Genomic DNA, 22,117 nt, shown 5'->3' with positions numbered 1-22,117 from the left:
ACACGCCCCAGTCATCGCGTGTGGCGCGCCGGCGCGGACATTGCCGCAGAGCGCGGGGGCGACATTTCTCGGCAGCGATGTACGGCATATTGCGCCTCTATCCGAGGCGAGGTCTCAGCGACAGGCATTGCCGGCACTGTCGAGCGGAATCAGGCCAGCGCCGGTCAGCATGTCGTCGATACGGCTGCGCACGTAGGCTGCATCCGCTGGTGCAGCGCTACTCAGCACCGCTTCGGCACGCGCCTGAAAATCGAGATAGTCGAAATCTGCATCTTCATCTGCCGACAGCTGCGGCAGCGTGTCCTGCAGCGCATCCAGCTGGGTATCGAGTTCGCGCGTAGGCATTGCAGACTCCAAAGACAAGACACGCTACGGTTACGGCAAGGCCGTCAAGGGTGTGCGAAGCACGACTGCGCAACGCTTCATTTTCCTGTCCGGTGTCGCGGCCCGTGCATGCTCAACTTTCGCAAGGCACAGCCGATAATGATCCCGACTCCTACAGAACCTTACCTGTGATCCTCCACCTGCGGCGGGATTTTCGCCTCGGCATCGTCAAGATGCTCGGGCCAATCACCGCGCTGTTGCTTTGCCTCTATGCGGTGTACCTGGCCATGACCGGTCAGGTGGTTGCTTGTCTTGTCACCGCGTCGCTCGGCCTGTTGGCGATCTGGCGGGGCTGGCAGATGCGCGATGCCGAACACACCGGCGTCGGCGGGATCTGGCTGGCATCGATCAATGTCGGCGGCTGCCTGCTGGCCTGCTGGACCGGCGGTGATGGCGCCCTGCCCTGGCTGTTCCCGGTGCTGGCCACCAATTATTTCCTGTGCGGGCCGCGGCGCGCGGTTCTGCTGAGCCTGCCGTTATTGGCGGCGCTGTTGTTCCTGCCCGGTTTGATCGTCAGCCCCGGCCAGGGCACATCGACGGTGGTGGTGACACTGGTGACGCTGGCGGTGGGCTATGCGTTTTCGCTGCGGATGCAGGACGATCGGGTGCATCTGGAAGAGCTGGCCTCGCTGGATGCGCTCACCGGTTTGCCCAACCGCCGCATGCTTGAGCGCGCGCTCACCCATCAGATCGATCAACGCCAACCGCACGACCGCCTCAACAGCCTGATCATTCTGGATCTGGATCATTTCAAGGAGGTCAACGATCTGTACGGGCATGCTGCGGGCGATGCGGCGCTGTCGGATCTGGCGACCATCCTGCGCTTTGAAATCCGCGATCCGCATCAGGTGTTCCGCTTTGGCGGCGAAGAATTCGTGGTGTTGCTGCGTGCCGGCTCGTTGCAGGAATTGGAAGCGGCCACCGAACGCCTGCGCAAGGTGATCCGCAATGGCTTGCGTGGTCCGGGCGGACGCATCACGGTGTCGTTGGGCGCCGCACGTCACGATGGCGAAACCCATTGGCAGGACTGGTTCTCGCGCGCAGATGCTGCACTGTATCTGGCCAAGAACGGTGGCCGTGACAGCGTACGGGTTGCCGACTGACGCACGATCTGCGGGGCGACCTGGCGGCCGCCCCGCACGCGTGTGTCAACGTTTGACCACAGCCACCGGTGCTGCAGGCGCCTCGCCCTGCTTCCAGCCGCCCAGCGCCTTGTACACGCCGACCACACCGACATTCACCGCCGCTTCGGCCTGGGCCAATGCATCGTCGGCCGCCAGTTGGGTGCGTTGCGCGTCCAGCAGGGTCAGGAAATCTTCCGAACCCTCGCGGTAGCGGATCTGCGCCAACTGTTCGGCACGCCGTGCGGCATTGGCCTGCTCCACCACGATCGCCAGGCGCGCCTGCTGACGGCCATAGCCGATCAATGCGTTCTCGGTGTCTTCCAACGCCAACAACACGCTCTGCTGGTATTGCGCCAATGCACCCTCGGCCTGTGCCTTGCTGGCACGCAGGCGTGCACGCACGGTGCCGAAGTCCAATGCCGCCCAGCTGATCGATGGAGTGATCGACCAGGCCTTGCCGCTGCTTTCGGTGAGCCTGGCCGCATCGCCGGACAGGAAACCGACGAAGCCGCTCACGCTGATGCGCGGAAACAGATCGGCAGTGGCAACGCCAACTTGCGCAGTGGCCGCCGCCAACCGACGTTCGGCGCTGCGCACGTCCGGGCGCTGACGCAGCAATCCGGCGGTATCGCCCAATGGCAGCGGACGGGCGAACGCGGGCATGCTGCGTGCGACCAGGGTGGCGTCCAGCGCGTTGGGCTGCTGGCCGAGCAACACCGCCAGACGATGACGGTATTGCGCTTGGGCAGTTTCCAGCAACGGAATATCGGCCTCGATGGCCTTCAACCGCGCCAGGCTGCTTTGCACATCCAGCTCGCTGCCGGCGCCCAGGTCCCAGCGCGTCTGCGTGAGCCTCTGGGTGTCGCGCAGATTGGTCAGTGTGCGCTTTGACACTTCCAGCTGCTTCTGCGTGCCACGCAATTCGAAGTAATTGCGCGCCACTTCTGCGGCCACGCTGACCTGCACGTCCTGCAGGCCAGCCTGCTCGGCGTCGAGATCGGCACGCGCCGCTTCGGAGGCGCGCCGCTGGCGACCGAACAGGTCCAGCTCCCAGGCCGCATCCAGACCGAGTGTGGTGGTCTCGGTGAGGAAGCGTTGATTGCCGGCGATCACCTGCTGTTGTTCGCGACGATCGAAGCTGCCTTGCGCGGTGATATGCGGTGCCTGGTCGAGGCGACGCTCGACGAACACCGCGCGCGCCTGCTTGACGCGGGACACGGCGATGCGCAGATCGTGGTTGGCGAACAAGGCATCGCGTACCAGTTGCTCCAGTACCGGGTCGTCGAACTGCGACCACCAGTTGCCCACCGTCGATTCGGCGCTGAAGGCCGCATCCTGCGCACCCTGCAAGGTCACCGATGCGGGCGGGTCGGGCCGGTAATCCGGCCCGACCGCGCAACCGCTGAGCACCAGTGCGGCCAGTGCCGCGCTCAGGAAGGTTCTTACCATGGCAACACCTCGCCCAGATGGGTAAAGCTGCCGGTGGCGCCGTGCGCGTCGAGCAGTGCCATCTGCACGCTGCTGTGTGCGCCCTGCTCCACTTCGATGTCGCCGCCACCACCGTTCATGTCGGTTTTGACGTAGCCCGGATGCACGGTGTTGACCTTGATCGCGGTGTCGCGCAACTCATAGGCCAGATGCACGGTCCAGCTATTGAGCGCGCTCTTGGACGCGTTGTAGGCGGGAATCTTGAAGTCGTAGATCGGCGAGCCGGGCTGGCTGTGCAAGGTGAGCGAGCCGAGGATGCTCGACACATTGACGACGCGCCCGGCCAACGAGCGACGCAGCAGCGGCAGGAATGCCTTGGTCACACCGACCACTGCGAACAGATTGGTCTGAAAGGTGCGCGTCCACACTTCCGCGCTCTGCTGCGACGGGGTGCGCTGCATGTCGTCGACCATGATCCCGGCGTTGTTGATCAAGATATCCAGGTGGCCGTAACGCTGCTCCAGCGTGCCCACCGCCGCTGCGATGCTGATCTCGTCGTTGACGTCGAGCTGGATGGCTTCCACCGGCAGGCCTTCGGCCTGCAGCTTGAGGGCTGCGGCGATGGCATCGTCGCGCTTGCGGCCGGCCAGCAGCGTGTGCACGCCGGCCTGCGCCAGTTGCCGAACGGTTTCCAGGCCGATGCCGCGGGTGGCGCCGGTGACCAATGCGATCTTGTCGTTGCTCATGTGAATGTCCTTGGATTGCGAATGGGAAGGAGGAAAAATCGCGCGCTCACGCCTTGGCGTGATCGTGCGAAACAGCGGCCGGCGCGGCGGACTCGCCACGGGTCACCCACTTGCGCAGGGCCACGTAGAACACCGGGGTCAGGAACAGGCCGAACAGGGTCACGCCCAGCATGCCGGCGAACACGGTGATCCCGGTGACCGAGCGCACTTCGGCGCCGGCACCATGACCGAACACCAGCGGCACGGTGCCGGCGATGAAGGCGATGGAGGTCATCACGATCGGGCGCAGACGCAGGCGACAGGCTTCCAGCGCTGCTTCGACGATGCCCTTGCCGTGCATTTCCAGTTCGCGGGCGAACTCCACGATCAGGATCGCGTTCTTGCACGCCAGGCCCATCAGCACCACCAGCCCCACCTGCACGAACACGTTGTTGTCGCCACCGGTGAGCCACACACCGAACAACGCAGACAGCAAGGTCATCGGCACGATCAGGATCACCGCCAGCGGCAGCGTCCAGCTTTCGTACAACGCGGCCAGCACCAGGAACGCCAGCAGCACCGCCATCGGGAATACGATCAACGCCGAGTTGCCCTGCGTGGACTGCTGATAGCTCAGGTCGGTCCACTCGATGTTCATGCCGTTGGGCAGCACCTTCGGCGCCATGCCGGCCAGCGTGTGCATCGCTTCGGTGGACGACAGCACACGCGGGTCCGCTTCGCCGATCAGATCGGCGGCCGGGTAGCCGTTGTAGCGGATCACCGGATCCGGGCCGTAGGTCTGGCCCAGCGTGACCATGCTGCCGATCGGCACCATTTCGCCGTTGGCATTGCGGGTGCGCAGGTTGGCGATGTCCTCGACGCTGTCGCGGAACTGTCCATCGGCCTGGGCGATCACCTGGTAGGTGCGACCGAAGCGATTGAAGTCGTTGATGTACGACGAACCCAGGTAGGTCTGCAGCGTGTCGAACAGATTGGTCAACGGCACGCCCTGCGCCTTGGCCTTGTCGCGATCGACCTTGGCGTCGAGCTGCGGCACGTTGGCCTGGTAGGTACCGATCGGGAACTGCATGCCCGGTGTTTGCGAGATCGCACCGGACATCGCATTGACCGCACTCTGCAACTGGCCATAGCCCAGACCGGCGCGGTCCTGGATGTACAACGAGTAGCCCGAGCCCTGCCCCAGGCCCAGAATCGGCGGCGGCATGAAGGCGAACGCAAAGCCCTGCTGGATCTGGCTGATGCGTGCGTTGATCTCCGCATTGATCTGCACCGCACTGCGGCTACGCTGACTGAATGGCTTGAGCGTCAGGAATACCGTGCCGGTGTTGGGCGTGTTGGTGAACTGCAGCGGGTTCAGACCCGGGAACGCGATCGCGTGGTCCACGCCTTCGGTCTGCAACGCGATCTGGGTGATCTGGCGGATCACCTCGTTGGTGCGCTCCAGCGATGCGCCTTCCGGCAGCTTGGTGCCGGCAATCAGGTACAGCTTGTCCTGGGTCGGGATGAAGCCGCCCGGCACGATCTTGAACATGAAACCGGTGCCGACCAGCAGCAACAGATACACCATGAACACCGCACCACGCTTGCCCAGCGCACGCGACACCGCGCCTTGATACTTGTGCGAGCTGCTGTTGAAGAAGCGATTGAACGGACGGAACAACCAGCCGAACAAGCGATCGATCAACCGCGACGGGCCATCCTTCGGTGCGTCGTGCGCCTTGAGCAACATCGCCGCCAGCGCCGGCGACAAGGTCAGCGAGTTGATCGCCGAAATCACCGTGGAAATGGCGATGGTCACCGCAAACTGCTTGTAGAACTGGCCGGTCACGCCCGACAGGAACGCCATCGGCACGAACACCGCGCACAGCACCAGCGCGATGGCGATGATCGGCCCGGACACTTCGCGCATCGCCTGATGCGCAGCGGCCAACGGGCTCAGGCCTTCTTCGATATTGCGCTCGACGTTTTCCACCACCACGATCGCGTCGTCGACCACGATGCCGATCGCCAGCACCAGGCCGAACAGGCTCAGCGTGTTTATCGAAAAACCCAGCAGGTACAGCGCCGCAAACGTACCGACCACCGACACCGGCACCGCCAGCAACGGAATGATCGAGGCACGCCAGGTCTGCAGGAACAGGATCACCACCAGCACCACCAGCAGCACCGCTTCCAGCAAGGTATGCACCACCGCGCTGATCGAGTCACGCACGAACACGGTGGGGTCATACGCGGCCGACCAGGCCATATCCTGCGGGAACTGCTTTTCCAGCTCGGCCATCTTGGCGCGCACTGCGTCGGACAACTCGATCGCGTTGGCACCGGGCGACTGGAACACGCCCATGCCGACCGCGTTCTGGTTGTCCAGCTGCGAGCGCAAGGTGTAATTGCCGGCGCCCAGCTCAAGACGCGCCACATCCGACAAACGCACGATCTCGCCGCTGTTGCCGCTGCGGATCACGATGTTGCCGAACTCTTCTTCGGTGGTGAGGCGGCCCTGTGCATTGATCGACAGCAGGAAATCGCTCTTGTTCGGCATTGGTTCGGCGCCGAGCTGGCCGGCCGAGACCTGCACGTTCTGCTCGCGGATCGCGGCGACCACGTCGCTGGCAGTGAGCCCGCGCGCAGCGACCTTGTCCGGATCCAGCCAGATGCGCATGGCGTAGTCGCCGGCACCGAAGATCTGGATCTGGCCCACGCCCGGCAGGCGCGACAACTCGTCCTTGACCTTCAAGGTGGCGTAGTTGCTCAGGTACAGCGAGTCGTACTTGCCCTTGGGCGAGGTCAGATGCACGACCATGGTCAGCGTCGGCGACTGCTTCTGCGTGGTCACGCCCTGGCGCCGCACGTCCTCGGGCAGACGTGCCTGCGCCTGGCTGACGCGGTTTTGCACCTGCACCTGCGCCTGGTCCGGATCGGTGCCGGGCTTGAAGGTCACGGTGACCACCAGCACACCATCGGAACCGGCGACCGACTTCATATACATCATGTTTTCCACGCCGTTGATGGCTTCCTCAAGCGGCGTGGCGACGGTTTCGGCGATGACCTTGGGATTGGCGCCTGGATACACCGCACGCACCTGCACGCTCGGCGGCACCACTTCCGGGTATTCGCTGATGGGCAGCAGCGGCATGGCGATCAGGCCGGCAGCGAAGATGATGATCGACAGCACCGCGGCAAAGATCGGCCGGTCGATGAAAAAACGGGAAAAGTCCATTGGGGTGGTCCTGAAAGAGGTTGCCGCCGTGGCGGCGCGGCACAGCGGCCCCGAACCGGCCCTCCAGGAAGGCCGGCGGTCGTGGGCGCGATGCAGCGATGAATCAGTTCGAGGCGGTGCGTTTGTCCGGTGCAGCGGCCATGGCCACGGTCTTGGCATCGACCGGCATGCCGGGCATGAAGATCTTCTGCACACCGTCGACCACCACGCGGTCGCCAACGGCCAGCCCCTTGCGCACGATGCGCAGACCATCGGCATTGCGGCCGAGCTCCACATCGCGCCGCTGCGCCTTGCCGTCCTTGTCGACCACGTACACGTACTTGCGGTCCTGGTCAGTCAGCACGGCCTTTTCGTCGACCAGCATGGCCTTGAACTGGCCGCTGCCCAGCAGTTGCACGTGCGCATACAGGCCCGGCGTGAACTGCCGTTGCGCGTTGTCCAGCACTGCGCGCACGCGGATGGTGCCGGTGCTGCGGGTCACCTGGTTATCCAGGAAATCCACGCGCCCGGTGTGCGGGAAGCCCTGCTCGCCGACCAGGCCGATGCGCACCGGCAACTCGCCACCGCGCGCATCCGGACGCTCGCCGTTGCGGGCCATCTGCGAATAGCGCAGGAAGGTGCCTTCGTCGGCATCGAAGTAGACGAACACCTTGTCCAGCGAGACCAGCGTGGTCAGCACGCTGGCGCTGTCGCTGGCGGTGACCAGATTGCCGGCGGTGACCATCGCACGTCCGGCGCGGCCGTCGATCGGTGCGCGTACGCGGGTCCAGTCCAGGTTGAGCCTGGCGGTATCCAGCGCGGCCTGTGCGGCCAGCAGATCGGCGTCGGCCTGATCGGCGGCAGCGCGACGCTGCTCCCAGGTCTCGGTCGAAATGGCCTGCTGCTCGGACAACTTGCGTGCGCGCGCCGCTTCGCTGCGGGCCAGCGTGGACTGCGTGCGCGCCCGCGCCAGCGCTGCGTTGGCGCGGGCGAATTCTGCGCGGTAGCTACGGTCGTCGATGCTGAAGAGCACGTCGCCCTTCTTCACTTCGGCGCCTTCGACGTAGTTGACCTGCTCGATATAGCCGGACACGCGCGGGCGCAGCTCGACGCTTTGTACCGGCTCGATGCGGCCGCTGAATTCGTCCCACTGGCTGATGTCCTTGCTCAGCACCGGAGCGACGCTGACGCTGGGCGGTGGCGGTGCGCCGGTTTCGGCAGCCTGGCTGCCGCAACCGGCCAGCACGACCGCGAGGACGGCGCCCGTCAACACAGTACGTAAGGAAAAACGGAACGGGGTGGCGTTCGGGATCATGGGGAAATCTCTCGGGTGGGGATGGGAAACTGCAGACCGGCCAGGCGGTCCGCCGACGGAGCGGCCTGCGGACGACGGCTGACGGTCACGATGGCTTGTCCGGGCTGGCCAGGCCCGGCGATCAGGGAGACAGCGGCGCGGCCGACATCCACGGCGCGAATCCATTCCGGACATGCGTCCTTGGCCCGGCCGGGCGTACACACCGGCTGCTCGACCGACAACAGCTGCACGCGAATGCCCAGTGGCTTGGCTTCTTCGTGCAGTACCTGGGCGAGCATGCGGGTGGCCGCCGCCGCAACCGACATGTCGCCATGCGCCGACCAGGCACGCAGCGCGCACGGGCTGCCGAGCAATAGATAGCGACCGCCGCCATCGGCTTCGGCCAGCAACGGCATCAGATGACGCGCGGCCGCCAGATGCGGCAGCACGTCGCGTTCCAGGCGTCGGCGCAGCGCGCTGATCGGGCGGTCCAGCAGGCGTCCGGCCTTGAGCGGGCTGCCCAGACTGGCGATCACCGCTCCCAGCGGCCGTGGGCGCTGCGCCAGTTCGGCAGCCAGTGCCCGGGCTGCGGCATCGTCGGCCACCGAGCCTTGCAAGGTTTCCAACAGCGGGCAATCGCCATGCCGGGCGCGCAACGCGCCGAGCTTGGCGGCATCGCGTCCAATCACCAGCACCGGCAGGCCGGCATCGAGCAGCGCAGCGACGATGCCGGCGCCCACGTTGCCCGCGCCGCCAAGGACGACTGTCTCGGATTGGACCATCCCAATCATGGGACTTTCACTCCCGACATCGGGACAATTCCGCGCTGCATCCAGCGCCGTTGCAGTCCAGTCCGCTGCGTTGGCGCACCGCCGGCCTGCCGCTTCGGCGAGGTGGCAAACGCCCGCGGCACGTTGGCACGCGGGCTTCTGCCCGTGGGAATCACTGGGTCGAAAGCACTTTCGATGGCGCTACGCGCACTGGAAGACACGCCGAACACATTGCACAACCACATGGCCGTGCTCCTGCATGGAGGGGATGCCGCATAAGCTAGGCCTCAAAGCAGCACTTGATTAGTCCTGATTTAGGGGAATAATCGTCCCGTAAGCGGTCTAATCCCTCCTGACCTGCGGAAGCCACCCAATGACTCACGATCTCAACGACACCCTGATCTTCGTCAAGGTGGTCGAACAAGGCAGTTTCATCGCTGCCGCCAATGCGCTCGGCCTGCCCAAGACCACCGTCAGCCGCAAGGTGCAGGAACTGGAAACCCGGTTGGGCGCGCGTCTGCTGCACCGAACCACCCGTCGCATCGGCCTGACCGAAGCCGGCTCGGTGTATCACGAGCATTGCCAACGCATCGCGCGCGAACTCGAAGAAGCCGAAAGCGCGGTCGGACAGTTGCAGTCCGGCCCACGCGGCTGGTTGCGCTTCACCGTGCCGTATTCGCTGGGCATCACCTGGATCGCACCGTTGCTGGGCGAATTCCACGCGCAATACCCGGAAATCCAGCTGGATATGCATCTGGGCAACGAGAAGCTGGACCTGATCGGCGGCGAAGCGGATCTGGCGCTGCGCGTCGGTGCCCTACCCGATTCCAACCTGGTGGCGCGCAAGCTCGGCAGCCTGCGCACCCAGGTGTTCGCCAGCCCGTCCTATATCGAACGCTATGGCGAACCGCTGCATCCGGACGAGCTGCAATTCCACCGCACCCTGGCACTGCGCAAGAACCGCAACGTGCACAACAACCGTTTCTTCTGGTCGCTCAGCGACGGCAGCGACGTGCGCGATTTCCCGGTCAACCCGCTGATGGTGGCCAACGACCCGGCCGCGTTCAACGGCGCAGTGCTGTGCGGCGAAGGGTTGCTGCTGACCGGCGATGTGATGGCCAAACCCTTCGTGCAATCGGGCCTGGTGCGTCGCGTACTGGCCGGTTGGACGGGACCGGAAGTGGATTTCAATGCGGTGTTCGCCGGCGGCCGCCTGGTCTCGCCGAAGGTGCGCGCCTTCGTGGACTTCCTGGTGACGCGGATGAATTTCGACGCCGACTACATGATGGCGCAATGCCCAGCGCGCCTGGCCGAGCAGAAGGCGGTCAACGATGCAAAGGTCGAGGTCGGAGCGGAGGCGACATTGCGCGCCGAAGGCAAGCGCATCCTGGAAAATGTCACTGCGTAGCGCTGCAGGGCGTCCCGGCGATGGTCGGCGATGCCATCTTTCTGCTGCGGGGAGAAGGTGCCGGAGTGCGGATAAGGCTAAGTGTCACTTGCGATGATTGACCACGCTAAAGACCAGGCTTTCATGCTGGAACGCACACGCAACCTTATCCCGCTCAGATACCCTCCCTTCTCCCGCCCCGGGAGAAGGTGCCCGAAGGGCGGATGAGGGCGCGTTTCACACAGAAAAAAGGCCGCTTTTGCGGCCTTTTTTCTATTGCTGCACCATCAGTGCGCTAGCCACACACTCTCAGCGCATTGCATCGCGCGACACGACTCAGCGCATACCGGTGCTATTGGCCGCACCCTCGGCACGCAATGGAATCAAACGAATTTCCACGCGGCGGTTCTGTGCACGGCCGGCGTCTGTGCTGTTGTCGGCAATCGGGTAACGCTTGCCGGCGCCCATGGTTTCCATACGCTCGCGCTGCACGCCCTGTGCGGTCAGATACTGCGCAACTGCGCCCGCACGCTCCTCGGACAGGCGCTGATTGACCTCGTCGCTGCCGACACTGTCGGTATGCCCGACCACTTCCACCATGGTCTGGTTGTACTCGCGCAAGGTGGAGGCCACGCCGTTGAGCGCACCATAGAACTGCGGCTTCAATGCAGACTTACCGAAGTCGAAGGTGATGCCGTCCGGCAGGTTCAAGGTGATGTTGTCGCCCTGGCGCTGCACGTCGATACCGGTATTGGCGGTGCGCTCGCGCAACGCGCGTTCCTGACGATCCTGGTACTGGCCGACCGCCGCGCCGCTCAGCGCGCCGATGCCTGCACCCACCATCGCATGCTGGCGACGCTCGGTGGCGCTGTCGCCGGTCAGCAAGCCTGCAGCCACACCGATGGCAGTGCCGATCAGCGCATTGCGGCCAGTGCGGTTCTGCTGTTGCGTCTGGTCGCCGTACTGGTCGCGCTGCACATACGAGCCGCCGGTGGCGCAGGCGGACAACGCGATGGCGCTGGCCAGGGCAACGGCAAGGCTCTTGGTGGCTGCTGGGGACATGGTGTTCTCCTATGGCCGGACGATCCGGCATTCAATCGTGACGGCGAGGATAAACAGGCCAACGCGACTGGCGCATGATGAAACTCACCGCAGCGCCCATGCGGCTAGTGCTGCATTCAGGAAAACGCTTTCGGTCGAGCGTGACTTGAAACCTTGCCTGCGATTTCCGGATGCAGCGAGACAGCACGCACACCTGCTACCAACACCGAGGTCTGCAGGTCGAACGCCGAACGCACAGCGCGTTGGAACGCGCATGTGCTTGCGCCACGCGGCTATCCACGCGTTTTCGCATACGCCGCCAACGCCGCATCGCGGCCTTCGGCCAGGCCGATGATCGGCATGCGCGGGTACTCCGGCGCCAAGCGTGCCAGCGACAGCGGATGCAACCACGGGGCAAACCGTTCCTTCACCGCGAGCTTGCCGAGTTCCGGCACCCAGCGCGTGATGTAGCTCGCCTGCGGATCGAACTTCTCTGCCTGGGTGACCGGATTGAACACGCGAAAATACGGCGCGGCATCTGCACCGGTACCAGCGACCCACTGCCACCCCATCGTGTTGTTGGCCAGATCCGCATCCACCAGCGTGTCCCAGAACCAGCGTGCACCCTCGACCCAGTGCACGCGCAAATGCTTGCACAACAGGCTGGCCACGATCATGCGCACGCGGTTGTGCATCCAGCCGGTCTGCCAGAGCTGGCGCATGCCGGCATCGACGATCGGAATGCCGGTGTGGCCGCGCTGCCAGGCCTGGAATGCGACCGGGTCCACCTTGGCCCAGTCGAAACCTTCGAAGCGCGGGTTGAGATTCCGGTTGGTGGTGTCGGGAAAGTGATGCAACAGGTGATAGGCAAAATCGCGCCAGCCCAGTTGGCGGATATAACCGTCGATCTCCGCAGCGTTGCGTGCGTTGCGATTGGCTTCCAGCGTGCTGGCGATCCGCCACGGGGCGATCTCGCCGAAGTGCAGATGCGGCGATAACTGCGAGGTGCCGACCCGGTCGGGCCGATCGCGGTTTTCGCGATAACCGGACAGCGCACCATCGATGAAGATCTCCAGCATCTCGTGCGCGCCGGCCTCGCCGGGCTGCCAGTGCTCCCAGAAGCCACGATCCCAGTCCAGCGTCGGCAGCAATCCGAGCGTGTCCAGCGCAGCGGTGTTCAATTGCGCAGGCAACGGCGGCAGGCTGCGCGGTGCCGGCACGGCAGCAGGCAGGTGCAGCTGGGTGAGCGCATTACGCCAGAACGGGGTGAACACCTTGTACGGACCGCCCTGCTGCGTCGACAACTGCCAGGGCTCGAACATCAGTGCGGAGTTGCAGCTCTGCACCTCGATACCGCGCTCGCGCAATGTGCGTTTGATCTGCGCATCGCGCGGCTGCGTGGCTGGCTCGTACTTGCGGTTCCAGTACACCGCTACCGCGTTGGTCTGGGCGATTACCGCGTCCAGCACCTGCGCACTGTTGCCGGCGCGAATGACAAGGCCACTGCCGAGCGCACGCAACGCCGCATCGAGCGCGGCGAGCGAGCGATGCCGCCAGCTGCGCGATGCGGCGCCCGGGGTCCACTCGCCTTCTTCGTGCGGCGCATCGATGTACAACGGAATCGGGTCGTGCCCGGCATCCAGCGCAGCACGCAAGGCCGGGTTGTCTTCCAGGCGCAGATCGCGACGGAACCAGACGATGGCGTATGACATACAAGCTCGGCAGCGGCAGTGAGGCGCGCAGGATAAGCCAGCCGCTGCAACGATGGCGCGATGCCGGAGCGAGCATGTGTCGCCCGGCAGCGTGGACGATGCTTACTCGAAACTGCCCACCGAGTCGTGCGCAAGATTATCGAAACGGGTGTATTCGCCGAAGAATTTGAGCTTGCACGAACCGGTCGGTCCGCCGCGGTGCTTGCCGATGATGATCTCGGCCAGGCCCTTGTCCGGCGAATTTTCCTTGTTGTAGTAGTCGTCGCGGTAGATGAAGACGATCATGTCCGCGTCCTGCTCGATCGCGCCGGATTCGCGCAGGTCGGCCATCACCGGGCGCTTGTCGGTACGGGTTTCCAGCGAGCGGTTGAGCTGCGACAGCGCAATCACCGGCACGTTGAGTTCCTTGGCCAGACCCTTGAGACCACGCGAGATTTCCGAAATTTCGGTCGCGCGGTTTTCGCTGTTACCCGGCACCGACATCAGCTGCAGGTAGTCGATGACGATCAGGCCCAGGTCGTGTTCGCGCTTGAGCCGGCGGCACTTGGAACGCAGCACTTCCGGCGACACGCCCGGCGTATCGTCGATGAAGATCTTGGTTTCTTTCAGCATCTTGATCGCGCCGGTCACACGCGCCCAATCCTCATCTTCCAGCGCACCGGTACGCAGACGCTGCGCGTTGATGCGACCGTTGGAGGAGATCAGACGCATCGCCAGCTGCGATGCCGACATTTCCATCGAAAACACCGCCACGCCCTTCTTGGACTTGATCGCGGCGTATTCGGCGATGTTGAGCGCCAGCGTGGTCTTGCCCATCGCCGGACGCGCGGCCAGGATGATCAGGTCGGTCGGCTGCAGGCCGGCGGTCATCGCATCGAAGTCGGTATAGCCGGTGGGCAGGCCGGTGATGTTGCCGCCGTTTTCGAAACGGTTGCGCAGCTCTTCGAACGCGTCCTTCAACGCGCCCGGCATCGCCACGAAATCGGTGCGCCCGCGCGCGCCGGCTTCGGCGATCTTGAACACTGCTTTTTCCGCAGATGCCAGCAACTCCACGCTCTCGCGGCCTTCCGGCTGGAAGCCATCGTTGACGATGGTGGTGCCCACTTCGATCAGCTGCCGCAACACCGCCTTGTCGCGCACGATCTCCGCGTAGGCGGCGATATTGGCGGCCGAGGGCGTGGTGCTGGCCAGTTCGATCAGGTACGCGCCATCGCCGACCTGTTCCAGCTTGCCCTGCGACTCGAACCACTCGCCCAGGGTCACCGCATCGAAGGGACGGTCTTTCTCGTTCAGTTCGCGAATCGCACGGTAGATCAACCGGTGATCGCGGCGATAGAAATCGTTGTCGGTCAGCTGGTCGTTGACCCGATCGAACGCATCCGGCGCCAACATCAATCCACCGAGCACGGCCTGCTCGGCCTCGACCGAATGCGGCGGCACCCGCAGCTGATCAAGACGCGGCTCGGGACGATCGTAATCGTCGTCGTCGCGATCACGATTGCGCTTGGAACGGAAACCAGGACGAGCGGACATGGACAAACAGACCTGACGCGAGGGAGACGAAGGCAGGAAGCATAGTCATCGGCGCCGCCGACGACCATGCACAACTCTGTGGATAACTGGTGGACAGCCGGTGTATCACCGTTCTACCCGGCGGCCGTCGCAGCGACCGAGACCCTTGACCTGTCTAGTTTTGCGCGACATGGCCAGGCCCACCCGGCATAGGCTACCGGGTGGACCGCCGCTGTGATCAACTCAGCGCTTGCTGTGCGCGATCAAACCCAGGAACTTGTCGACAAAGCCCTGCAGGAACTTCCGGCTGTCGGCGTTGGCGACCTGATCGTCGGCGCCGAACAGGCCGTCCTTGTACTGCAGGAAGACTTCCGGCTGACCGAGCACCTGCATGTCCAGATACGCCAGCACGTTGCGCAGATGCTGCTGCGCGGTGGCGGTGCCGATCGCCCCGACCGAGATACCGACCACCGCCGCCGGCTTGCCGGCAAAGGCGCTGTCGCCGTAGGGGCGCGAGCCGGTATCGAGAGCGTTCTTGAGCACGCCGGGGATCGAGCGGTTGTATTCGGGGGTCACGAACAGCACCGCGTCCGCCGCCCGGATCTGCTGCTTCAGCCGCGTGCCTTCTGCCGGGTAGTCGCCGTCGCGGTCCTGGTTGTACAGCGGGATGTCGCCGATCTCCACGTAGTCGAACACGGCCTTGTCGCCGGCCAGATGTTCCAGCGCGCGCGCCAGCTGACGGTTATACGACGCTGCACGCAGGCTGCCGACCAGCACGGCGATGGTGATCTTGCTCATGGGAACGCTCCATTGGGGAAATCAGCGCCCGACTCTAGTCAGCCTGGCGCTCACACCCGGTGAAGCGCGGCCGCCTCAGCGGCCGATCGCGGCGCGTTGCGTGCGCCAGTGCGCCTGCCAGGCCTGGAACATCAGCACCGTCCACAGATGCGTATGCCATTTGCGTTCGCCGCCGTTGAAGTCCCGCCATAGTCCGGCCACGGTGTCGGCGGCGAACACGCCGTCGCGCTCCAGCGTGGCATGCGCCAGCAAATCGTCGGCCCAGCCGTGCAGATCGCCGCGCAACCACGCGCTGACCGGCGCACCGAAGCCGCGCTTGCCACGGTAGACCATCGGCTCGGGCAGATAGCGGCACAGCACGCGCTTGAGCAGGTACTTGCTGACCCCGTCGCGGTACTTCAGCGACAACGGCAGCGACCAGGCGAACTCGGCTACCCGCCAGTCCAGCAACGGCGCGCGCGCTTCCAGCCCCACCGCCATGGTGGTGCGATCCACCTTGCACAGCAGATCGTCGGGCAGATACGCCGCGAAGTCGGCCAGCATCATCGCGTCGGCCGGCGTACCGGAGCCATGCAGCGGGTCGGCCAGGCTGTAGAAACTGTCCGGTTCGGTCGCGCCCAGCACCACCGCGGCCGGATCGCGCCAGCGCGAAATACGGTTGCGGTAGATATCGCCGATGCCACGTGCGCCGGCTTCGGCCACCAGGGCCGCAAGGCCGCCGGTGCGCGAGGACTCGCCATTACGGCGCGCTGCCACCGCCATCAGCTTGCGTAGCGGCCCCGGTACCAACCCGTGCATGCGCCAGTTGCGCAGCGCACGCTGGTAACGGCCGTAGCCGAAGAACAACTCGTCGCCACCGTCGCCGGACAGCGCCACCGTCACTCCGCCACGCGCCAGCCGCGCGACCAATGCGGTCGGCACTTGCGAGGCATCGGCGAAGGGTTCGTCGAACATGTCCGGCAGGCTCGGCACCACCGCCAGCGCATCGGCACCGCTGACATACAGCTCGGTGTGATCGGTGTGCAGATGGGTGGCCACTTCGCGCGCCAGCGGCGCTTCGTCGTGGTGCGAGCCCTCGAATCCGATGCTGAAAGTGTGCACCGGCTGGCTGCTCTGCGCCTGCATCATCGCGGTGACGATGGACGAGTCGGTGCCGCCGGACAGGAACACGCCCACCGGCACGTCGGCCACCATGCGCAGCGCCACCGCATCGCGCAGCACGCCATCGAGCTGTTCTTCGGCCTGCGCGTCACTGCCGGTAAACGGCGCTGCCAGGGCGCGCTGCATCGCTTCGCGTGCGTTCCAGAACGGCTGTTGCGCCTGGTCGGGACGGTGCGCTGCCGCACCTGCCGCCACGGTTTGCGCATCCATCCGCAACACGCGCCCGGGCATCAGCTTGAAGGTGTGCTCATGGATGCAGGCCGGCGCCGGGATGTAGCCCAGCCGCAGCAGCAAGGTCAACGCATTGCGATCGACGCCGTTGTCGAAATCCGGGTGCTGCCACAACGCCTTGAGTTCGGAACCGAACACCAGCGTGTCGCCGGCCCAACCGTAGTACAGCGGCTTCTTGCCGACGCGGTCGCGGGCCAGGAACAGGCAGTTGTCGCGCTCGTCCCACAGCGCAAGCGCGAACATGCCGTTGCAGCGGGTCAGGGTGTCGTCCAGCCCCCACTCCACCACCGCCGCCAACAGCACTTCGGTATCGGAGTGACCACGGAAGCGGTGCCCGAGCGCGGACAAGGCCGCACGCAGCTGCGCGAAGTTGTAGATCTCGCCGTTGTAGGCCAGCACGTAGCGTCCGTCGGCCGAGCGCATCGGCTGATGGCCGAGCGGCGACAGGTCCAGAATGCTCAAGCGCTGGTGCGCCAGCGCCACCCCGGCCTGCGCATCGCACCAGGTGCCGGCATCGTCTGGACCGCGGTGGCGCAGGGCTGCGCCCATCGGCCGCACCAAGGCATCGAGTTGTTCGCCATGCAGGCGTGGCGTGGCCAGCAACAGTCCTGCCAATCCGCACATCGTCAGTACCCCTGCAGACTGCGCATGCCGCTCACGCGCTCACCGAGGTGGACGCAGGCGCCGGCATCGCGATGAAACCGGGCAAGCTCTGCACGCGTTGCAACCATGCACCGATCGCCGGCCAGCGTTCCAGATCGAAGCCGCCGTCTTCGGCGCAATGCGTGTACGCAAACAGCGCGATGTCGGCAATGCCGTAGTCGTTGCCGGTGAACCAGGCATGTTGCTGCAGATGCTGCTCCATCACCGCCAGCGCCTGCTCGCCACGGACGCGCAATTGCGGCAGTTCGGAGCGGCGCGCTGCATCGCGCGGTGTCCACAGGCTGATGAAACGCGCCACCGCCACATACGGCTCATGGCTGTATTGCTCGAAGAACATCCAGCTCAATGCCTGCGCGCGCTGCCACGCATCGGTGGGCAGATACGGCGTGCCTTCGGCCAGCCAGAACAGGATCGCGTTGGATTCGGTCAGCACGCGGCCGTCGTCGCGCTCCACCATCGGCACCTTGCCGTTGGGATTTTTCATCAGATACTCGGGCGTGCGGGTCTGCCCCGCCGCGCTGTCGACCTCCACCCAGTGATAGCGGCTACCCAGTTGCTCCAGCAGCAGACGCACCTTGTAGCAATTGCCGGAACTGGACATGCCATGGACGGTCAACGGGGGACGCACGGTCGACATCAAGCTGGCTCCACGGCAATACACAGGGGCTGGCAGTGTCACAGCACGGCGTGTCTTTGCAAAGCCCTGCGCCGATTCGGTTGCAAGGCGATGCGGTCGTGTGCGCTGCACTGCCCTGCGAGCCCGGGCCATGCAGCGCGTTGCGTCAGCGTGTCACCAGCACGCCCACCGGCACGCCCAGCACGACGATCAACACGCACAGCCCCGACACCGTCAATGCCAGCGCGCCAAACGCATAGGCTCGCCTGCAAGCGGCCACGCCAGCCACCGCCTGCACCGCACACACCGACCACCACAGCCCACCCAGCAGCATCAGCAGTACATACATGACCAGCTTTGCCACGCGTACAGGATCGCGCACGCCGGTCTGCAGTACGGCCAGATCGCCGCCCACTGCAACCAGCCCCGCCAGCAGGCAGACCAGCCACGGCAAGGCGCTGCCCAGCAGCGCCGGCAACAGCTGGCCGAACCGCGTCGCGCTGCCCATCCAGCGCAACAGCTGCTGAAGCAGCGCGCAACCGCACAGCGCGATCGCCAGCATCACCACCGCCGCAATGGATAGCAGCCACAGCGGCCCCGGATGCACGCCCATCCACGACGACAGCACCACGATCAGGCCGAACACTGCCCACGCGCTCCAGCGTAGACCGGCCTGCTGGTGCATGCGCTGCGCCACGCCGTGCGGATCGAACAGCATCCCGCCCAACCCACCGCCGCGCCACCAGAGCAGACACGCCAGCACCAAGACGATCAACGCAGCCAGCCCGGCAACCGGATAGCCCAGCGCACGCCAGTTGGCTGGCGCGTTGCGGCGCTGCGGCTTGAAGTCGTGCGTGAAGTACAGCAGGTCGCGTGCGCGCTCCATGTCGGCCGCCGCACGCTTCACGTCGCTGGCCGGAATGCGGTCGGCGAACCGTTGCCACTCGCCCACGATGACGATGCGCCCGTCCTGCATGGAGACCGTGCGCGAGAGCCGGAACCACGGATTGACCACCGTTTGCGTGTCCGCGTCCACCCGGATCACCGGATCGGTCTGCACCCGCACGGTCTGACGCGCCAGCTGCGGGCCGCGCAATGCCAATGGCCCCTTGCGCGCTTCCTTGGGCAAGGCGTCCATCCAGTCGCCGAGCTGGAACAGCGGGAAGCCGATCTCGTCGCCCTCCCGCGCCGGCCACTCCAACCGGTAGGCCTCGTGCGTCCGCACATCCAGCGCATTGGCATCGTCGATGGTGGGCACGGCGACCTGGGTCAGCGCGGAGTAGTACTGCTGCATGAACTCCAGATAGCGCTCGCCTACCGCCTGCGCACCATCGTTCTCGAAACTGGCCGCCACGCGTTCGCCACGTCCCTGGCGATAGGCCGTGTCCACGCTGAAGGTGGCCAGGCGCTGCGGTTGACGCAACGCGATCACCACGTCCTCGTTCACTTCGATCTGCGGCAGCGTCGGCATCGGCGATGGCACTGCCACCAGCTCGGTCTGCCCGGCCAGCACCGGCAGTCCGCGCACGAATGGCAGCGGCCGGCGTTGCGCAAGCGGGCCGTCTTCGCGGTCGCGGGTGGCATCCACCCACACCTCGCCCTGCGGCAGATGCGCGCGCACCACCACATGATCGAACGCGTACGGGCTGGGCAAGCGATTCTCCAGCCCGTGCCCACTGTCGCTGCTGACCAACACCGGCTCGGCACGGATGCCGGCCAGCTGCAGCAGCGCGATCAACAGCGTCGCCTTGTCCTTGCAGTCGCCGTAGCGGTTGCGCAGCGTCACTTCCGGCGTATGCGGCGCATGCGAGTTCTCGCCCATGTCCAGACCGACGTAGCGGATCTCGCCCTGCACGAATGCCACAGCACGCAGCAGGGCGCCCTGCCGGTCGTCGCTGCGCAGTTGCAGGCTCTGCACCATGCGCTCGGCAATGCGCGCGTCCTTGAACCCGCGTGGATACAGTTGCGCTGCCCACGCCGCCACCGTTTCCCAGTTGCCGGCAGTGGAGACTTCGATCAAGCCATACGGATCGACATCGGGCGGCGCGCCCTTTTCTTCCTGCACGGCGGCGAGGTTGTGCGCTGCGATGTCCAACGTCGCCACATCACCGACACGGCTGACGTTGCGGCTGAAGCCCGGCGCGCTCACCCGCCACTGCAGCCCCATGGCGGCTGGATGACGCACGCGCACCCGGCGCTCGCCCAGCGGTACGCCATAGCGCGCATCGAACACGTCGTAATAGCCCTTGCCGAACACCGGATTGCTGCCGGTGATGGTCACGCCATAGTCGACCCGGTCGCCCACGCGCAGATCCGGCAAGGTGATCGACAGCGTCAGCGCGCCATCGATCAGGCCATCTTCCAGCCCGCTTTCGCGGCGCAACTTGGCGTAGTGCGCCTGTTTGCGCATGTCGATGCGCTTGCCATCGCGCCAGACGTCCAGGCTGTTGAGTTCGAGGCGCTGGTACTGCGGCTGGTAATCGATGGAAATCTGCCCGGCTTCGTCCAGGCTTTTTGCGCGCTGCACGGTGTAGCTGAGGCGGCGATACGCCTGCGGCGCGTGGCCGGTCAGATCGACCTGATCGGACACCAGCTCATAGCGCAGTCCGCTGGCGCCCGGCACGTTGCCCGGCACCGCATCGGCGATCACCCAGGCCGGCGCCGGCGCCATGCTCGGCGCTTCGTCGGCCTGCGCCGGCGCAATCACCAGGGCGGTGCCAACCAGCACGCATATCGCCCGGAAGACGCCCCGCAGGCGTCGCGTCACATCCTTGCTGATCAACACCCACTCCTCGTTAGAATGCATTGAGTCCGGTCAGTGCACGTCCCACGACCAACTGGTGCACGGTCTCGGTGCCCTCGTAGGTGATCACCGACTCCAGGTTCAGCGCGTGCCGGATCGCCACATGCTCGGTGGTGATGCCGGCTGCGCCCAGCAGATCGCGGCACTCGCGCGCCACGTCCAGCGCCATGCGGCAATTATTCCACTTTGCCAGCGAAATCTGTTCCGGCCGCAGCGTGCCGGCATCCTTCAAGCGCCCGAGTTGCAGCGCGAGCAGTTGCGCGGTGGAAATCCGCCGCGCCATATCGGCCAGTTTGATCTGGGCGCTTTGCGTGGCCGCCAGCGGCCGGCCGAACAGCATGCGCTGCCCGCTATAGGCCAGCGCTTCACGCAGGCAGGCCACCGCCGCACCGATCGCGCCCCAGGCGATGCCGTAGCGCGCCTGGTTGAGGCAGCCCAGCGGCGCCTTCAAGCCGGCCGCGTTCGGCAGCCGCATCTGCTCCGGCACGTACACGTTGTCCAGGAACAGGCCGGACGTCACCGAGGCGCGCAGGCTCATCTTGTGCGCAATGTCCTGCGCACTGAAACCGGCGCTACCCGTGTCCACCAGAAAACCGCACACCCCGTCGTCGGTATGCGCCCAGATGATCGCAATGCCGGCAATGCTGCCGTTGGTGATCCACATCTTGGCGCCATTCAAGCGCCAGCCATCGCCCTCGCGCACGGCGCGCGTGGTCATCGCCGCCGGATCCGAGCCGCCTTGCGCCTCGCTCAGGCCGAAGCAGCCGATCAACCGGCCGGCGGCCATCTCCGGCAACCAGCGCTGACGCTGTTCGTCGCTGCCGTAGGCATGGATGGGATACATGCACAACGAGGACTGCACGCTGACGAAACTGCGCAGGCCACTGTCGCCGCGCTCCAGCTCCTGGCAGATCAGCCCGTAGGCGACCGCTCCCAATCCCGCACCGCCATCGCAGACCGGCAGGCTGGCGCCCAGCAGCCCCAGCTCCGCCAGTTCCGGCACCCACTCGCGCGGGAAGCGCCCCGCATCGAAGGCATCCCCGATCGCCGGCAGCACCCGCGTGTCGGTGAAGCGCGCCACGGCGTCCTGCACCGCCCGTTCCTCGTCGGTGAGCAGCGCGCGGACATCGAACAGATCATCGGGACGCAGCGGCATGTCGGCTTCCACTCCAGGAGAAGCGGCGATTATCCGTCAGTTGCCGGCCCACCATGGCGCCGCATCGCCGCGCGCCGGACCCACCAACGAAAAGA

17 protein-coding genes are annotated in these 22,117 nt (G+C 65.5%); 2 read left to right on the top strand and 15 right to left on the bottom strand.

Annotation, left to right across the window (positions count from 1 at the left end):
• Positions 1-114: 114 nt before the first annotated feature.
• Positions 115-345 carry a hypothetical protein gene (locus tag GGR62_RS01065; protein ID WP_184406065.1) on the bottom strand — a complete coding sequence of 77 codons (231 nt, stop codon included), beginning with the start codon at positions 343-345 and terminating at the stop codon, positions 115-117.
• A 167-nt stretch (positions 346-512) separates the two neighbouring features.
• Here GGR62_RS01065 and GGR62_RS01060 point away from each other — a divergent pair, with 167 nt between their 5' ends.
• Positions 513-1,487, top strand: a complete 975-nt coding sequence (locus GGR62_RS01060) for a GGDEF domain-containing protein (protein ID WP_184406063.1) — start codon at positions 513-515, stop codon at positions 1,485-1,487.
• A 45-nt stretch (positions 1,488-1,532) separates the two neighbouring features.
• On the opposite strand, the gene GGR62_RS01055 is transcribed toward GGR62_RS01060, so the two are convergent.
• From GGR62_RS01055 to GGR62_RS01030, 6 genes are all read right to left on the bottom strand, one after another.
• Positions 1,533-2,957 carry an efflux transporter outer membrane subunit gene (locus GGR62_RS01055; RefSeq protein WP_184406061.1) on the bottom strand — a complete coding sequence of 475 codons (1,425 nt, stop codon included), beginning with the start codon at positions 2,955-2,957 and terminating at the stop codon, positions 1,533-1,535.
• Complete coding sequence (locus GGR62_RS01050) at positions 2,951-3,682, bottom strand: SDR family oxidoreductase (RefSeq protein ID WP_184406059.1); 732 nt, start codon at positions 3,680-3,682, stop codon at positions 2,951-2,953. The genes GGR62_RS01055 and GGR62_RS01050 overlap by 7 nt, the downstream gene beginning before the upstream one ends.
• A 46-nt stretch (positions 3,683-3,728) precedes the next feature.
• The gene (locus tag GGR62_RS01045; protein WP_184406057.1) at positions 3,729-6,899 is read right to left on the bottom strand and encodes an efflux RND transporter permease subunit; all 3,171 of its coding nucleotides are present in this window, start codon (positions 6,897-6,899) and stop codon (positions 3,729-3,731) included.
• Between the two features lie 103 nt (positions 6,900-7,002).
• A complete protein-coding gene (locus GGR62_RS01040; protein WP_184406055.1) occupies positions 7,003-8,193 on the bottom strand; it encodes an efflux RND transporter periplasmic adaptor subunit in 1,191 nt (396 codons plus the stop codon).
• Positions 8,190-8,963 (bottom strand): SDR family oxidoreductase, encoded by a 774-nt coding sequence (locus tag GGR62_RS01035; protein ID WP_184406053.1) that lies wholly within the window; start codon positions 8,961-8,963, stop codon positions 8,190-8,192. The genes GGR62_RS01040 and GGR62_RS01035 overlap by 4 nt, the downstream gene beginning before the upstream one ends.
• Positions 8,960-9,187, bottom strand: a complete 228-nt coding sequence (locus GGR62_RS01030) for a hypothetical protein (RefSeq protein ID WP_184406051.1) — start codon at positions 9,185-9,187, stop codon at positions 8,960-8,962. The genes GGR62_RS01035 and GGR62_RS01030 overlap by 4 nt, the downstream gene beginning before the upstream one ends.
• A gap of 128 nt (positions 9,188-9,315) precedes the next feature.
• Here GGR62_RS01030 and GGR62_RS01025 point away from each other — a divergent pair, with 128 nt between their 5' ends.
• On the top strand, positions 9,316-10,350 hold the full coding sequence (locus tag GGR62_RS01025; RefSeq protein WP_184406049.1) for a LysR family transcriptional regulator: 1,035 nt from the start codon (positions 9,316-9,318) through the stop codon (positions 10,348-10,350).
• A 315-nt stretch (positions 10,351-10,665) separates the two neighbouring features.
• Here the strand turns inward: GGR62_RS01025 and GGR62_RS01020 are convergent, their stop codons facing one another.
• The 8 genes from GGR62_RS01020 to GGR62_RS00985 form a co-directional block, all read right to left on the bottom strand.
• Complete coding sequence (locus tag GGR62_RS01020) at positions 10,666-11,391, bottom strand: OmpA family protein (protein WP_184406047.1); 726 nt, start codon at positions 11,389-11,391, stop codon at positions 10,666-10,668.
• A 272-nt stretch (positions 11,392-11,663) separates the two neighbouring features.
• The gene (locus tag GGR62_RS01015) at positions 11,664-13,082 is read right to left on the bottom strand and encodes a deoxyribodipyrimidine photo-lyase (RefSeq protein WP_184406045.1); all 1,419 of its coding nucleotides are present in this window, start codon (positions 13,080-13,082) and stop codon (positions 11,664-11,666) included.
• 102 nt (positions 13,083-13,184) lie between these two features.
• Positions 13,185-14,615, bottom strand: coding sequence for a replicative DNA helicase (locus GGR62_RS01010; RefSeq protein ID WP_184406043.1), 1,431 nt, complete (start codon positions 14,613-14,615; stop codon positions 13,185-13,187).
• 222 nt (positions 14,616-14,837) lie between these two features.
• Positions 14,838-15,392 (bottom strand): NADPH-dependent FMN reductase, encoded by a 555-nt coding sequence (locus tag GGR62_RS01005; protein WP_184406041.1) that lies wholly within the window; start codon positions 15,390-15,392, stop codon positions 14,838-14,840.
• A 75-nt stretch (positions 15,393-15,467) separates the two neighbouring features.
• Positions 15,468-17,408 (bottom strand): asparagine synthase (glutamine-hydrolyzing), encoded by a 1,941-nt coding sequence (asnB, locus tag GGR62_RS01000; RefSeq protein ID WP_184406040.1) that lies wholly within the window; start codon positions 17,406-17,408, stop codon positions 15,468-15,470.
• Between the two features lie 31 nt (positions 17,409-17,439).
• Positions 17,440-18,084: a glutathione S-transferase family protein gene (locus GGR62_RS00995; RefSeq protein WP_184406038.1), complete on the bottom strand. Its 645-nt coding sequence runs from the start codon at positions 18,082-18,084 to the stop codon at positions 17,440-17,442.
• A gap of 145 nt (positions 18,085-18,229) precedes the next feature.
• Entirely contained in the window at positions 18,230-20,773 is a 2,544-nt protein-coding gene (locus GGR62_RS00990) for a DUF3857 domain-containing transglutaminase family protein (RefSeq protein WP_184406314.1), read from the bottom strand.
• 85 nt (positions 20,774-20,858) lie between these two features.
• On the bottom strand, positions 20,859-22,034 hold the full coding sequence (locus tag GGR62_RS00985; protein ID WP_184406036.1) for an acyl-CoA dehydrogenase family protein: 1,176 nt from the start codon (positions 22,032-22,034) through the stop codon (positions 20,859-20,861).
• Positions 22,035-22,117 lie beyond the last annotated feature (83 nt).

Source organism: Xanthomonas sp. 3075, from assembly GCF_014197275.1.
Taxonomy (GTDB): Bacteria; Pseudomonadota; Gammaproteobacteria; order Xanthomonadales; family Xanthomonadaceae; genus Xanthomonas; species Xanthomonas campestris_B.
Note: the sequence above shows the minus strand (reverse complement) of the source record. Positions and strands in the feature narration are given on the sequence as shown.

What these genes read in the sequence shown, in the direction of transcription:
- GGR62_RS01065 (WP_184406065.1), bottom strand. Translation starts at nt 345, where the DNA reads ATGCCTACGCGCGAACTCGATACCCAGCTGGATGCGCTGCAGGACACG.
- GGR62_RS01055 (WP_184406061.1), bottom strand. Translation starts at nt 2,957, where the DNA reads ATGGTAAGAACCTTCCTGAGCGCGGCACTGGCCGCACTGGTGCTCAGC.
- GGR62_RS01050 (WP_184406059.1), bottom strand. Translation starts at nt 3,682, where the DNA reads ATGAGCAACGACAAGATCGCATTGGTCACCGGCGCCACCCGCGGCATC.
- GGR62_RS01045 (WP_184406057.1), bottom strand. Translation starts at nt 6,899, where the DNA reads ATGGACTTTTCCCGTTTTTTCATCGACCGGCCGATCTTTGCCGCGGTG.
- GGR62_RS01040 (WP_184406055.1), bottom strand. Translation starts at nt 8,193, where the DNA reads ATGATCCCGAACGCCACCCCGTTCCGTTTTTCCTTACGTACTGTGTTG.
- GGR62_RS01035 (WP_184406053.1), bottom strand. Translation starts at nt 8,963, where the DNA reads ATGATTGGGATGGTCCAATCCGAGACAGTCGTCCTTGGCGGCGCGGGC.
- GGR62_RS01030 (WP_184406051.1), bottom strand. Translation starts at nt 9,187, where the DNA reads ATGTGGTTGTGCAATGTGTTCGGCGTGTCTTCCAGTGCGCGTAGCGCC.
- GGR62_RS01025 (WP_184406049.1), top strand. Translation starts at nt 9,316, where the DNA reads ATGACTCACGATCTCAACGACACCCTGATCTTCGTCAAGGTGGTCGAA.
- GGR62_RS01020 (WP_184406047.1), bottom strand. Translation starts at nt 11,391, where the DNA reads ATGTCCCCAGCAGCCACCAAGAGCCTTGCCGTTGCCCTGGCCAGCGCC.
- GGR62_RS01015 (WP_184406045.1), bottom strand. Translation starts at nt 13,082, where the DNA reads ATGTCATACGCCATCGTCTGGTTCCGTCGCGATCTGCGCCTGGAAGAC.
- GGR62_RS01010 (WP_184406043.1), bottom strand. Translation starts at nt 14,615, where the DNA reads ATGTCCGCTCGTCCTGGTTTCCGTTCCAAGCGCAATCGTGATCGCGAC.
- GGR62_RS01005 (WP_184406041.1), bottom strand. Translation starts at nt 15,392, where the DNA reads ATGAGCAAGATCACCATCGCCGTGCTGGTCGGCAGCCTGCGTGCAGCG.
- asnB (WP_184406040.1), bottom strand. Translation starts at nt 17,408, where the DNA reads ATGTGCGGATTGGCAGGACTGTTGCTGGCCACGCCACGCCTGCATGGC.
- GGR62_RS00995 (WP_184406038.1), bottom strand. Translation starts at nt 18,084, where the DNA reads ATGTCGACCGTGCGTCCCCCGTTGACCGTCCATGGCATGTCCAGTTCC.